General features: G+C 38.2%; 11 protein-coding genes. All 11 read left to right on the forward strand.

Features of this window, described 5'->3' with window-relative positions:
- Positions 1 to 155 precede the first annotated feature (155 nt).
- The 11 genes from AC0KUU_RS01945 to AC0KUU_RS01995 all read left to right on the forward strand — a co-directional run bounded on the left by AC0KUU_RS01945 (position 156) and on the right by AC0KUU_RS01995 (position 13,378).
- The gene (locus AC0KUU_RS01945) at positions 156 to 2,333 is read left to right on the forward strand and encodes a peptidoglycan D,D-transpeptidase FtsI family protein (RefSeq protein WP_322552432.1); all 2,178 of its coding nucleotides are present in this window, start codon (positions 156 to 158) and stop codon (positions 2,331 to 2,333) included.
- 617 nt (positions 2,334 to 2,950) lie between these two features.
- Entirely contained in the window at positions 2,951 to 3,748 is a 798-nt protein-coding gene (gene pstB, locus AC0KUU_RS01950; RefSeq protein WP_371264484.1) for a phosphate ABC transporter ATP-binding protein PstB, read from the forward strand.
- A gap of 22 nt (positions 3,749 to 3,770) precedes the next feature.
- The gene (gene phoU / locus AC0KUU_RS01955; RefSeq protein WP_013059193.1) at positions 3,771 to 4,430 is read left to right on the forward strand and encodes a phosphate signaling complex protein PhoU; all 660 of its coding nucleotides are present in this window, start codon (positions 3,771 to 3,773) and stop codon (positions 4,428 to 4,430) included.
- A 193-nt stretch (positions 4,431 to 4,623) separates the two neighbouring features.
- Positions 4,624 to 5,118, forward strand: a complete 495-nt coding sequence (locus tag AC0KUU_RS01960; RefSeq protein WP_043976217.1) for a DUF4912 domain-containing protein — start codon at positions 4,624 to 4,626, stop codon at positions 5,116 to 5,118.
- Positions 5,111 to 7,429 (forward strand): glycosyltransferase, encoded by a 2,319-nt coding sequence (locus tag AC0KUU_RS01965; RefSeq protein ID WP_322552431.1) that lies wholly within the window; start codon positions 5,111 to 5,113, stop codon positions 7,427 to 7,429. The genes AC0KUU_RS01960 and AC0KUU_RS01965 overlap by 8 nt, the downstream gene beginning before the upstream one ends.
- Positions 7,426 to 9,705, forward strand: coding sequence for a sugar phosphate nucleotidyltransferase (locus AC0KUU_RS01970; protein ID WP_043976221.1), 2,280 nt, complete (start codon positions 7,426 to 7,428; stop codon positions 9,703 to 9,705). Before AC0KUU_RS01965 ends, AC0KUU_RS01970 begins: the two co-directional genes overlap by 4 nt.
- 242 nt (positions 9,706 to 9,947) lie before the next feature.
- A complete protein-coding gene (rpmG, locus tag AC0KUU_RS01975; RefSeq protein WP_013059189.1) occupies positions 9,948 to 10,097 on the forward strand; it encodes a 50S ribosomal protein L33 in 150 nt (49 codons plus the stop codon).
- Between the two features lie 46 nt (positions 10,098 to 10,143).
- On the forward strand, positions 10,144 to 10,710 hold the full coding sequence (locus AC0KUU_RS01980; RefSeq protein ID WP_322552430.1) for a 5-formyltetrahydrofolate cyclo-ligase: 567 nt from the start codon (positions 10,144 to 10,146) through the stop codon (positions 10,708 to 10,710).
- Positions 10,697 to 11,494: a DUF92 domain-containing protein gene (locus tag AC0KUU_RS01985; protein WP_025750519.1), complete on the forward strand. Its 798-nt coding sequence runs from the start codon at positions 10,697 to 10,699 to the stop codon at positions 11,492 to 11,494. The genes AC0KUU_RS01980 and AC0KUU_RS01985 overlap by 14 nt, the downstream gene beginning before the upstream one ends.
- A gap of 51 nt (positions 11,495 to 11,545) precedes the next feature.
- A complete protein-coding gene (locus AC0KUU_RS01990) occupies positions 11,546 to 11,722 on the forward strand; it encodes a hypothetical protein (protein ID WP_013059186.1) in 177 nt (58 codons plus the stop codon).
- 135 nt (positions 11,723 to 11,857) lie between these two features.
- Positions 11,858 to 13,378, forward strand: coding sequence for a rhomboid family protein (locus AC0KUU_RS01995; RefSeq protein WP_043976226.1), 1,521 nt, complete (start codon positions 11,858 to 11,860; stop codon positions 13,376 to 13,378).
- Positions 13,379 to 13,445 lie beyond the last annotated feature (67 nt).

Consider the following 13,445-nt stretch of genomic DNA (forward strand, 5'->3'; position numbering starts at 1 on the left):
GTCAGCTCCTTCATTTGCACTATGGAAAATGCTTCGCTTTTCTTTTAGAATAAATACGTTGTGTAAATAGGCACCTGCCAGGTGTCTATTTATTTGCTAAATGGCTGATTTTATGGTGTTATGGTATATATGTTTTATAAAGTGTAGGTGTTGGTATGAAAAAGAAAAAAAGAAGAAAAAGTCACGTGCCTTTTCGTGTGAACTTACTTTTCTTGACCGTATTTGTCCTATTTTCCGTATTAATTTTGCGGTTGGGACTTGTTCAAATTGTATACGGTGAGAATTACGAACGAGAAGTCGAAAAAACACAGGACGTTACGGTCAGTACGCCTGTTCCTCGAGGGAAAATGTACGATCGTTATAACCGCGTAATTGTAGATAATACCTCTTTAAATACGATTACATATACTCGTTTTCAAGGAAATACAGCTGAAGAAAGGCTGCGCATCGCTAAAAAGTTATCCACTATGATCGATGTTCCTTACACCACAAATGTGATTGATATTCCGGAAAATAAAAAGAATAAAGACGCTAAAAATGTGGTAAAAATTACAGAACGCGATATGAAGGATTATTGGATTATGCTTCACCCTAAAGAAGCGGAACAGAAAATTACGCAACCTGATCGCAAAAAAGTTCAAGATGGTGAAATGACTGATGACGAACTGTATCAACGTCAGTTAGACCGCATCTCTAAAAAAGATTTAGAAAGTCTAAAGAGTGATTTAGAAGTTCTCGCTATTAAGCGCCAAATGGAGGCAGGTTACTCTAACACCCCGCAAATTGTTAAGAGCGGTGTGACAAATGAAGAGTATGCCGTTGTAAGTGAGCACTTAGATGAACTTCCAGGTGTTGATACAACAACGTATTGGGATCGCTCATACCCAGAAAACAGTACTCTTCGTACTTTGCTTGGAAATGTATCATCTGCCAACGAAGGGCTGCCTAAAGATAAAGTACAGTATTACTTGTCAAGAGGCTATAGCCGAAATGACCAAGTTGGGACGAGCTATTTAGAGAAGCAATACGAAGCTCAGCTCAGCGGTCAAAAAGAAAAAGTCCAATATGTAACAGATAAAAAAGGAAATCTCCTTGATACAATTCAAGTGTCTAAAGGTGAACGCGGCAGTGATTTGGTTTTAACTATTGATATGGAGCTTCAAAAAGCGGTAGAAAAACAAATTACGGACCAGCTTTTAGCCAAAAAGCAAATGAAAGGAACGCAATTTTTAGACCGTGCTTTTGTTATTATGATGGATCCTCACACAGGAGAAATTTTAACAATGGCAGGTAAAAAATACACCATTGATAAGAAGACTGGAGCGCCTAAAATAGAAGATTTTGCATTGGGAAATATTTCAACATCTTATACGATGGGCTCTGTTGTAAAAGGAGCAACGGTTTTAGCCGGCTTAGATTCAGGAGCTATTAAGCCAAACACAGTGTTCGTTGATGAACCGTTAAAAATTAAAGGAACACCGGTTAAAAAATCAGCTGAGGCTGAAGGGTTAGGACCCTTAACGTATTCATCTGCGTTAAAATATTCATCCAACGTATTTATGTTTAAAACGGTAATGGCTATGGCTGGGTTACAGTATCATAAAAACATGACTTTACCGATTAAACCTGATACATTCAGCGAACTGCGTTCTTACTACAGTCAGTTCGGCTTAGGCGTATCAACAGGTATAGACCTTGATAACGAATCAACAGGTGTCCAAGGTGGAAGCGATGTTCCAGGAACGGCGCTTGATTTAGGCATTGGTCAGTATGATACGTACACGCCGCTGCAGCTTGTTCAATATACTTCTGCAATAGCTAATGGAGGGTATCGCATTAAGCCGCAGCTAGTAAAAGAAATCCGAAAACCAACGATTAAAACCGATGAAATTGGCGGTACGCAGCATTCATTTGAGCCTGATGTGTTAAATCGTATCACGATGAAAGAAGAATACATTAAAGATGTTCAAAGTGGCTTTAAGCGCGTTACGCAAGAACAAGGCGGTACAGGGTATGCAGCTTTCCATACAGCGAACTATAATCCTGCTGGTAAATCAGGAACGGCACAAGCCTATGAGAAAAACCCTAGCGGAGGGGACCCTATTAAAGTTAATAATTCAAACTTTGTGGCCTTTGCTCCGGCAGATAATCCTGAAATTGCAGTAGCTGTGGTGGTACCATCGGCATTTGTGCCAAGTGCACCAAATACCATTACAAAAGAGCTTGCTCGTTCTGCGCTCGATACGTATTTTGATTTAAAGAAAAAAGGTGAACAAGAAGTAAAAGATCAAGAAGAGAACCAACAGGCTGTCATTGCAAACGACGCCAATTAAAGAGGCTGGGACAAAAGCATATTAGTTGAAGTAAGATCCGAACAAAGTTGATTAAGAATCAACTTTGTTCGGATTTTTTATTTATAGGATGAAAGTAGATTTCGTGTATGTAGGTGCTTTTGGCGGTTGATTGGAGGGCAAGGTGAAGACTTCTGCAGGAAAAGCGAAGCGATGAGGAGACTCACTGGCCGCCCGTGAAACGAAAATCAACAGCGGTATCGGAAGTAATTCATACTGGCTTATTAATCCAATCCACCCATCTTTAGATTGAATTAATTTAGTTATGTCTCTACCTCTTCTTTTTTGTTAGAAATATTTACATATATGGTTTTTTATTGAATTTAAGGGTCGTAAGAACTAGTTTTTTACCTAAAAAACACGCAGATAGACCTTCGTTTACAAAAGCTTTACATTGAGTTAAAACACAATTAATAGTCGGCTATTATTCTGTAAGTGTAAGGGTTAATAGAAATGATCAAAATAAGGGGAAGCGTTTCGGCTTCTCGTATTTATTTACACTGATAGTAAACAATAGATATTAAATAGACATAGAGAGACTTTTATTGTGCTCAAAACGGTTAAAGACGATGAAGGAGGATTATCCAATGGCAATAACAATGGAATTGACTAACAAAGAAAAAGTAGATACTCCGCAAACAAAAGAAATTGTATATAAAACAAAAGGTTTGAATTTATGGTATGGCAACACACATGCCTTAAAAAATATTGATTTAGACATTCATGCTAACGAAGTTACCGCGATTATCGGTCCATCAGGCTGTGGAAAATCAACATATATTAAAACGTTAAATCGTATGGTAGAAATGACTCCAATTGTCCGTACATCAGGTGAGATTGAGTATAGAGGGAAAAATATTTTTGATAAATCGTACCACGTGGAAGAGCTGCGCACGCAAGTAGGAATGGTTTTCCAAAAGCCAAATCCGTTCCCGAAATCTATTTATGATAATATTGCGTACGGTCCAAGAATTCATGGTGTTCGCAACAAGAAAAAACTAGATGAAATTGTTGAAAAAAGTTTACGAGGAGCGGCTATTTGGGACGAAGTTAAAGATCGTTTGAATCAAAATGCAAATGGGTTGTCAGGTGGACAACAGCAGCGTATCTGTATTGCGCGATGCTTGGCAATTGAACCTGACGTTATTTTAATGGATGAGCCTACTTCTGCGCTTGATCCAATTTCAACATTAAAAGTAGAAGAGTTAGTACAAGAATTAAAGAAAGACTTCAGCATTATTATTGTTACCCATAATATGCAGCAAGCGGCACGTATTTCAGATAAAACAGCATTTTTCTTAAATGGAGAAGTGGTAGAGTACGCAGAAACAGATAAAATCTTCTCAATGCCATCTGATAAACGCACAGAAGATTATATTACAGGTCGTTTTGGTTAAGACATACAAGGAGATGGGATGAGTGGTTGTACGCGAAAAGTTTCATGGTGATTTAAAGATATTACGTGAAAAATTATTAGAAATAGGGCGCTTAACGCATGAGGCGCTATCAAAATCAATTGAAGCGCTGCAAACAAGCAACGTTGAGCTGGCGCTAGAAATTATCGACGGCGATTCATACGTGGATGACTTAGAAGAAGAAATTAATGACCTAGCTATCTTACTGATCGCAAAGCAGCAGCCGGTGGCTATCGATTTAAGACGTATCATTGTGGCAATTAAAATTGCTTCGGATGTTGAGCGTATGGCAGATTTTGCGGTTAACGTAGCAAAATCAGCTATACGAATTGGAAACGAAGAATTAATTAAGCCGTTAGAACACGTAAAGAAAATGCACGATATTTCGATTGAAATGTTGAGCCTTTCGTTAAAAGCTTATCACGAGGAAGATCTTGTGCTGGCTAAAAAAGTAGCGGAAATGGACGATCAAGTGGATGAGCTCTACGGAATAACAATCAAAGAACTTTTAAGTCTTGCTAAAGAAAAGCAGGAGGCTATGAACCAAATTACGCAGCTTTTATTTGTAGCCCGCTATTTAGAGCGTATGGCTGATCATACCACTAACGTAGCAGAAAGCGTATTTTACCTTGTAAAAGGCAAACGCTACGACTTAAACGAATAGTAGAAAAACCTCTTCTAATAAGCGAAGAGGTTTTTTTGTTAGTAAATTATAATTACTATGTTAACCTGAATTTTTAACACAAATCGACAAATTGCGTTTATTGTGGCAACTTTTTCTGAATGGTAAGATGTTAATAAGTTTATACGGCATTTATATGTAGAAAAAACATTCTAAGAAACGAAGTGATAAAACAGTGGCTGCTAATCTTATTCAAAACTTAAATGTGTGTATAGCTACTCAGCTTGACTCATCTCGTATTTATGTTCACTGGTCGTTTTCTGATCATATTCGAGAGATGGTAGAAAGTATGTTTTCGACACGGTGGGAAGAATTGAATCTAGCTATGTGTACGTATGATATAACAGGTCTTCATTTTAACGGCCATGAATCAAACCGCTATTATATGAAGGGTCTTACTCCTAAGCAAGACTTCATGTTTATGAACAGCTTGGAAAGTGAGCGCACGTATGTAATAGATATTGGTATTCAAGATAAAGAAGGAAGTTTTTTTTCCCTTCTTCGTTCGAATCCAGTTTATTTGATGAAAGAAAAATATGAACAAGTGAATGTAACTTCGTTAGGCTGGATGTACGAACCTGTAAAAGTTCACCAGGGTGTTCAAAATGAATTTAGCACATATTCCTTATATTCAAATGACTTGGAGCAGGTGAAGAAGCAATATGAATAGTGATGACTGTATTCTTTTAACTTATATGCATTGTCCGTTGCTACATGTACTTCAAACAGAGAGTGAGTATCTGCTGTTTGAACAAGTAACGAACGAGTTCATCCCTTTTTTAGATCAAATTGAGTCTAAGAAATTGATAGGTGCAACAGCTGTGATGTCTTGTGTGTGTTTGAACGCATTAAACAACGAGGAGTTTAATACTCGTTACGCTCAATATTTACACCAGTTTTCAAGCCGGCAGCATCAGAGAGCACTCACCTTTTTAAAAAAGTGGAACGGGAGCTTGTTCTCAGCCTGCAAATATTTTTTTCAGCATGACATGATGGAGTGTATTCCTACTACCGTAACGAACGCGTTCGTTTCCACCCTTAAAACCGAACAAACATTAAATCTCCAAATTACAGAAGCAATACGTGTTTTTCAACAGTTTTTTGAAAAAAAGCCCGTCGGTTTTTTTATACAGCAAGGAGAGTATACTCATCAAGTAGATATGCTCCTAAAATCTCATGAAATGCGCTATACCTTTGTGAAGTCATCAACAGATGAACTAAAAAAGTCGCCTGCTGGCATTATCTTGTTTCCATATCCTAAGCAAGGAAAACAAGTTGAGGAAGGAACAATCAATAAAGCGAGCGTTTTTTTGGATTTGAAGGCTAAGGACACGCTTGGCTTTCAGCGAATGCAAGCAGCAAGCGGTATATTTCAATATCCTTTAGATTACGCGAGGGATATAGAGTTTCATCAAAACGAAACTCTTGCACTCTACGGTGCAACAAAAAGCGCTGAATTTGTCAGTGAGAACAATCAATTGTTTATTTCAACCGTACAGAAGTCAGAGGCGATGCTAGATGTTATCGATTCTAAACATCCTAGCGTGGTGAATGCTATCTACCGACAGTGGCTCCTTTTAAGTAGCAGCGATTGGCTTTATAATTTTGAAAAAGTCAAAGGTGAATACGAAAGGCAAGTAAAACTATTTGATTTTCTTTGTCACGAAGAGAACCCAAGGATGGATAGCGAAAACAGTTTTCTTTCAGGAAGTTCTTTTTTATCCCCTGCAAAAGAGATAGAGCCGGCGGCTTTATCAGTAAATCAATATAAAGGCGGTCTCTCCATTTTAATGCTTGCATGGGAATTCCCTCCTCTAGTTATCGGAGGACTTGCACGACATGTATTTGATTTATCCAGAGCGTTAGCAAAGGCGGGCCATCACGTTAGTGTATTAACAACTTATGTAGAGGGGCTGCCGGAATATGAGCGTTTATACGGTGTTCACGTTTACCGAGTTAAAAGCCTGCAGCCTCATCACCCGGATTTTTTGACATGGGTAAACAGTTTGAACGTGGCTATGGCTCTTAGAGGACTGCAGTTAGGCTACAAGCTGTCTTTTGACGTTATTCATGCTCATGACTGGCTTGTTGCCTCCGCTGCAAAATGTTTAGCAGATAAAACGGATAGACCGCTAATTACGACCATTCATGCGACAGAACATGGGCGCAATAATGGTATTCATAATGACATGCAGCAAAAAATTCACTTGCAAGAAGAGGAGCTGATTCGACAATCAAGCTCAATCATTGTCTGCAGCGACTATATGAAGAAGGAATTAATCACTTTATTTCAAGTAGAGCAAGATAAAATTGCTATATTTCCAAATGGAATTGACAAGCAGCTGGTAGTCGACGCAGTAAATGAGCGGTTAAAAGAAAGTTTACAAAAGAAATATAATTTTAGAAAGGCCCCTATTATTTTTTCAATTGGACGAATTGTATATGAAAAAGGCTTTCAGCTATTTATTGAAGCAGCGGAACTATTTAAGAAAAAACAAATAGATGTTCAATTCGTTGTAGCAGGAAAAGGGCCTTTACTTCATGAGTTTCGAACACAGGTAAGTGAAAAGCAACTAGAAAAATACGTGTATTTTATTGGATACATTACCGATAACGAACGAAATCAGCTTCTTCAAGCTTGCAAAATGGTTGTTTTTCCAAGTTTATATGAACCTTTTGGAATTGTGGCTTTAGAGGGGATGGTAGCCAAGAAGCCAACTATCGTTGCCGATACAGGAGGTCTAAGCGATATTGTTTCACATTTCGACACGGGCCTGACGTTTGCCCGAGGAGATACGTTCGAATTAATCAACTGTATTGAATTTTTGTTAAAAAATAAAAAAACGGCTGCAAAAATCAGCGAAAATGGGTATAGAAAAGCAACAACTATGTTTAGCTGGGAAAAAATCGCTATTGATACAAGTAAGCTGTTTCAACATCAAATTTGCCAGGATAAAAAAAGAAGGGAGGCAAAAAATTGAAAGCCATTATACTTGCTGGCGGTAAAGGAACAAGACTGCAGCCCTTGACCTATACGATTCCAAAGCCTATGCTGCCGCTTTACGATAAACCTGTGATGGAATATAGCATTGAACTGCTTAAGAAACATGGAATTACAGAGATTGGGATTACGCTGCAGTATAGGCATGAACAAATTATTGAATACTTCGGGGATGGCTCTCAGTGGGGAGTGACGCTTACTTATTTTATCGAAAAAGAGCCTCTTGGAACAGCGGGCGGAATTAAGCGAGCAGAGGCCTTTATTGAGGAAGACTGTATTATTATTAGTGGAGATGCCTTAACAGAAATTAATCTTCAAGACGTTATTCATTTTCATTATGAACAAAAAAGCGAAATGACCATTGTTACAAAAGAAGTAAACGACGTGCGGGGTTATGGAGTGGTGACAATAGATGAAGGGCATCGAGTCACGGGATTTGTAGAGAAACCGACCTACGAACAGGCCAATAGCCGATTGATTAATACGGGAGTGTATGTGATCAAAAAATCCGTTCTTGATTACGTGAATTCTTATGGTCCTACAGATTTTAGCTTTGACATTATCCCGCTTCTTTTGGAATATAATCATACTGTGTGCAGTTTTGTAACGGAAGATTATTGGATTGATATTGGGCAAATCCACCATTATCGTCAAGCACACTATGATTTGTGGAGGAAGTGGTTTGGCAATAGACAGGAAAGTATTGTCTCAGATGACGCGCTTATAGAAGAAGGGGTGACTATTTACGATCCGGTTTACGTAGGAGAAAATGTGGTGATTAGAAAAGGTGCTTCAATTGGTCCTTACACGATTATCGGAACCAATAGTATCATAGAAGCACATGCTGCAATCGATAAAACAATTTTGCTCCAAAACGTAACGGTGGGGGCAGAATCGTTTTTATACAACGCTACGATAGGTCCCTATGTAAATGTTCAAGCAATGACTACGTATGTCCAAGATACAGTAGCTGAAAATCAAGTACTACCTCAACTTTCTGTAAAACCAGATGTTTCTATCTTCAAAAACGGTCGCCTGTATGTACATTCATCTGTTGATCGAGCAAGACTGTACAATGCGTTATTGCTTGTATGCAAACACCAAGGGTCGTTCTGTCTAGCAAGCGATGATGAAGGAGAAGCCATTCAACTTCGCAAAGAATGCTTTTCTTTTTTACGGAGTAATCATTCAGCTGTGTATGATATTAAAAAAGAAGCTCTTCCGGTATTTCGATATTACATGATGACTTCACAAGCGAGCATTGGTATTTATATTGGTGTGGATAGCAAAAACAGCGGCCTCTTTTTAGAAATATATGACAAGAAAGGGCAATTAGTTAATCAGCTTATTGAAAAAAAGATTGAGCGGATGTACCTTCAAGCTAAACAAGCAAACATAACAACTTCTGTTTCACTTAGAGAAACAAGCATAGGAAATATCAGGGAAGAATATTGTGATGCTTTAGTAAAATCAATTAATCAGCATGTTTTATTGGAAGACAGTACGCGGATTGGCGTGATTTGTTCGCCGTTTATACAGGAAGTTATCGAACTATTATGTAAGCGTCTTCGTGTCCGTGTTTTATTTTTAAACAAATGGGAGAAAACAGAAGAAATCAAACGAATAATTAAACGAAATAAGCTGTCTTTTTGTATTCAGATTAAAGAAGATGGAGAAACATTTGCTCTATATGATGAAAAAGGCTGCAGCGTAAATGACTCAGAAATTATGTCGCTTTATATTTATAGCGTATACATGACAAAAAAAGTAGCATTCGTTCCTATTCCTATACACTATTCATCCACACTAGAAACATTTGCTCAATCTCTCAATCAATCATTTATGAGGACAAAAGCAAAAAAACGTGATTTACTTAGTCTTTTGGGGCCCGTTCAATTTCAGTTAGATGCCATGTACGCTTTATGTCAGCTGATCGAATTAATTATGGTGCAACAGCGGAAAATTTCTGAAATGATTCAATATGTTCCCCACGCTTATATGAACTGGCGGTATATTTCATGTCCGCTAGAAATTCAAGAACAAGTGATGAAGAAACTATTAGAAGAAGCAATCGGTAAACAAGTGTATGTCATTGATGGCTTAAAGATTTACCATGATCCCCATGAATGGACGCTTATTTTGCCCGATGGTCACTTGCCTGTATTAAATATTTATTCAGAGGCGTTAAACACTCAGACTGCCAAGAAGCTGTCGGCATATTTTGTAGAAAAAATACAAGAGTATCAAAGAGTGTAAATAATGGCTTTTATTTAAAAGAAAGGAAGTACGCCTCTCATAAAAAGAGTTCCGCTTATTTCAAGAAACTTCATCTATATGTAAGGCGTAGCAGAGAAGGAGCTCAGGGATCTAAGAGGAAAGAAAAAGTGAAGAAATGAAATTAAATGACTTTCTTCAAAAAAACAGACTGGCATTTCCTTTCGAAAAATGATATTATATTAAAGTCTGATTTATGTTTATAATGTTTGGAGGGAAAATAGATGCGCGTAAACGTTACATTAGCTTGCACTGAAACTGGTGACCGTAATTACATTACAACTAAAAACAAGCGTAATAACCCAGATCGTCTTGAGTTAAAAAAATACAGCCCAAGACTTAAAAAAGTTACACTTCATCGTGAAACAAAGTAAGCAGTAGGAGTACAATCCTGCTGTTTTTTTTATAGGGGGAATTAAAATGAAATCTCATCTGCGCAAAGAGATGAAGCGGGTTCTTAATTTAATTTCTGAAGAGCAGCACGAGGCACATTCAACAAGCATAGCAAATGCACTGTATGAAACTTGTTTATGGAAAGAAGCTAGAGTCATTGCAGCTACGGTTTCAAGAAATAAAGAAGTTAATACGAAAGCCATCATTGAACGTGCTTGGAAAGATGGAAAGAAAGTAGCTGTTCCAAAATGCAACCCCACAACATCTCAAATGGTTTTCTACGAGATTACGAATTTTTCACAGCTTGAAACAGTGTACTACGGGTTAGCGGAGCCAATTGTTGAAGAAACTGTTCCCGTTTCAAAATCTTCAATTGATTTACTCCTTGTGCCTGGCGTGGTATATAGCAAAAATGGATATCGTATCGGCTATGGAGGCGGCTATTATGATCGTTATCTAACAAATTATAGCGGACAGAAGCTAAGCCTTGCGTTTGATTGTCAAGTCGTTTCAGAGGTCCCATATGAATCTCATGATATTCCCGTGGAATATATTTTGACAGAGAAGGAGCTTATTTGCTGTGAATCCGTTTGATGCTGTCATGATAATTGTAATATTACTCATGGCAGGAGCAGGCTACATAGCAAAAGCACTGACAGTATCGGGAGCCTGCATGTCTTTTATCGTAGGAGCGAGCGTTTATATCGGTTTTTCGCTTCAAGGTTTTTTACTCTTACTCTTATTTTTTAGCACTTCTACGTTGTGTAGTAAGTACAAAAAAGAAAAAAAACGTGCATTAGAAGAAAAGCTAGAGAAGCACGACAGGCGAGATTATATTCAAGTCCTTGCTAATGGAGGTGTAGCTGCTGCTTGCGGTTTGTTATATGCTGCAACAGCTTTTCCTGTTTACATGTGGATGTTTATGATCAGTATCTCAGCTGCTAATGCGGATACGTGGGCATCTGAAATAGGGTCTCTTAGTAAGAAGCCGCCGTTTTACCTTTGGACATTAAAGAGAGTAGAAGCGGGTACCTCAGGAGCCGTTTCACTTTTAGGTACAGCAGCCGGAGCAGCCGGAGCTTTTCTTATTGCTGCCGCTTGTTATTTTGCTTTTCCATCCGTATCGCTGAGTAGTATATTGCTAGTCGGGTGCTTTGGTTTTATTGGAAACGCTATAGACACTCTTCTTGGAGCAAGTGTGCAAGTTCGCTTTCGCTGTCAAAGCTGCGGTATTGAAACGGAACGGAAAGATCATTGCCGTAAGCCAACGATAAAAGAGAAAGGAATAACTTTCTTTAACAATGATGTTGTAAATCTTGCCGCTATTTTGCTTGCTGCTTTTACAGGCGGAATCCTTATCCTGCTTTTACCTATATAAGAGCATAAAATGTTCGTCATAGGAGCAAAGTAAACGTAAGGAGGCTTGAAAATGAGACATATTGTATTAGTACTTACGCTTTTAGTTGTTGGAACGCTGGGCTATCAAATGAGATACCGTGTTTTAAATTCGCTGTTTGGAAATTCATTTATCCGTAGTCTAGCTGTTCGTTCATTTTTTAATTTGCCGTTTGTTCGGGATCGTTTAATGAAGCAGGTCTTCCGCTAAGAGCGAAAGATACATAAAAAAACACCTTACAGACCTGTAAGGTGTTTTTTTGTAGAAAAAGAAAAAGGGAAAATCGTTGCTTTTTTCCTGGCTTTCTGCCATCTTTACATATAGAGAGTATGAGGAGGTGACTATTTGTCTAGGCAAGATTTTTATTATTGGCAGCTGGCACAGCAATTGCTTGGCCATTCTTCATATGAGTTGATTTCGATGAAAGCTGATGCTTCAGAGCTATGGTTTCAATCTTCGCATCGCAAAGATAAGTCAATTGTCCGCATAGTCCGCCGGAATTTTAAATCAGCCGTTGAGCAGCAAAAAGATGTATTGTATGCATTACAAAGAGCTGAGAATGTGCGAAAGCAAAGAGGTAAATCAACGCTTACTCTTAACACGATTTACTTTGCTGATTTTGATCCTTTTTATACAGAGCAGTCCTTAGAAAGTGCGCCAAGTCCCTCTAAAGTGAATAGTTATGTTGAACAATTAACGGCAGAGAAAGCAAGCGCTTATGAACCTCTATTCGAACGGCTGGGTCTTACATTAGAAAGCGCAGACAATTTCTCCTCCGAAGAAGAAGCACAGCAAATAGAGCAGTGGAAACATAAAATTGTGCTTTTTGTACAGAAAAAGCAAAGCGAAGAACAGCAAATAGCTGGATACGGGAAGCCTATTTTTACATATATATTTTTAGCGCTGCAAATCTTAATGTTTCTATTTCTGGAGTGGAAGAGCAGTACACAAAATACACTCACTCTGATTCAATACGGAGCTAAATACAACCCCTTAATTATGGAAGGCGAATGGTGGCGTTTTTTTACACCTATAATTTTGCATATAGGACTTCTGCATTTGCTTATGAATAGTGTAGCCCTGTATTATTTAGGAACGCTTGTAGAGAGGATATATGGCAGCGGGCGTTTTGTCTTTATTTATATATTTGCCGGGTTTGCAGGATCTCTAGGAAGTTTTATATGGAATACGTCCATTTCCGCAGGAGCCTCAGGGGCCATTTTCGGTTGCTTTGGAGCTTTACTGTTTTTAGCAAGAACAAATCCACGCTTCTTTTTTCGAACAATGGGATCGAGTTTCATTGTCATCATTGTGATTAACTTGATTTTTGGATTTGTTGCGCCGAACGTCGATAATGCAGGGCATATTGGCGGTTTGGTTGGCGGATTTTTAGCTGCGAGCATCGTCAGTTTACCGAAACAAAAAAAGCTGTATATTCAGATTCCAGCTTTCATTTGCACGCTTTTATTAGTAGGAAGTCTGCTTTTTTATGGATATCATGAGCGTTCTGTTTATCAAGATGAGCCCTATGCACTTAGCGTAGCGGCTACGTATCTTCAGCAGAAGCAGTATGAAGAAGCAAAAGATGCCATTAAGCTTTTTGTTGAAAAAGGAACAGGAAATAGTAACGTGTATTTCGTCAGTGCTAACGCAGAATTTTATCTTGAAAATTATAAAGAAGCTAAACAGCAATTGAATCAGGCTGTAAAGTATGATTCAACTTTTCATGAGGCGTATTACAATTTAGCTCTGGTGAATATGAAACTGAATGATATTCCAGCGGCCACACAAAATATCGATAAAGCAATTGCGCTTGAACCGCAAAATGAAAAATACGAAAAGCTGAAGCAAGAGATAGGAAATTAAAATTGTTGAATGACGAATTTAATATTTTATACTTTACTATTGTGAGAACGTTTACTAGAATATTAAT

The sequence above is a fragment of the Priestia sp. ST2 genome (genome assembly GCF_055810735.1).

Bases quoted from the DNA above. Each gene is read 5' to 3' on its own strand.
- pstB (WP_371264484.1), top strand. From the start codon at position 2,951: ATGGAATTGACTAACAAAGAAAAAGTAGATACTCCGCAAACAAAAGAA.
- rpmG (WP_013059189.1), top strand. From the start codon at position 9,948: ATGCGCGTAAACGTTACATTAGCTTGCACTGAAACTGGTGACCGTAAT.
- AC0KUU_RS01945 (WP_322552432.1), top strand. From the start codon at position 156: ATGAAAAAGAAAAAAAGAAGAAAAAGTCACGTGCCTTTTCGTGTGAAC.
- AC0KUU_RS01990 (WP_013059186.1), top strand. From the start codon at position 11,546: ATGAGACATATTGTATTAGTACTTACGCTTTTAGTTGTTGGAACGCTG.
- AC0KUU_RS01980 (WP_322552430.1), top strand. From the start codon at position 10,144: ATGAAATCTCATCTGCGCAAAGAGATGAAGCGGGTTCTTAATTTAATT.
- AC0KUU_RS01965 (WP_322552431.1), top strand. From the start codon at position 5,111: ATGAATAGTGATGACTGTATTCTTTTAACTTATATGCATTGTCCGTTG.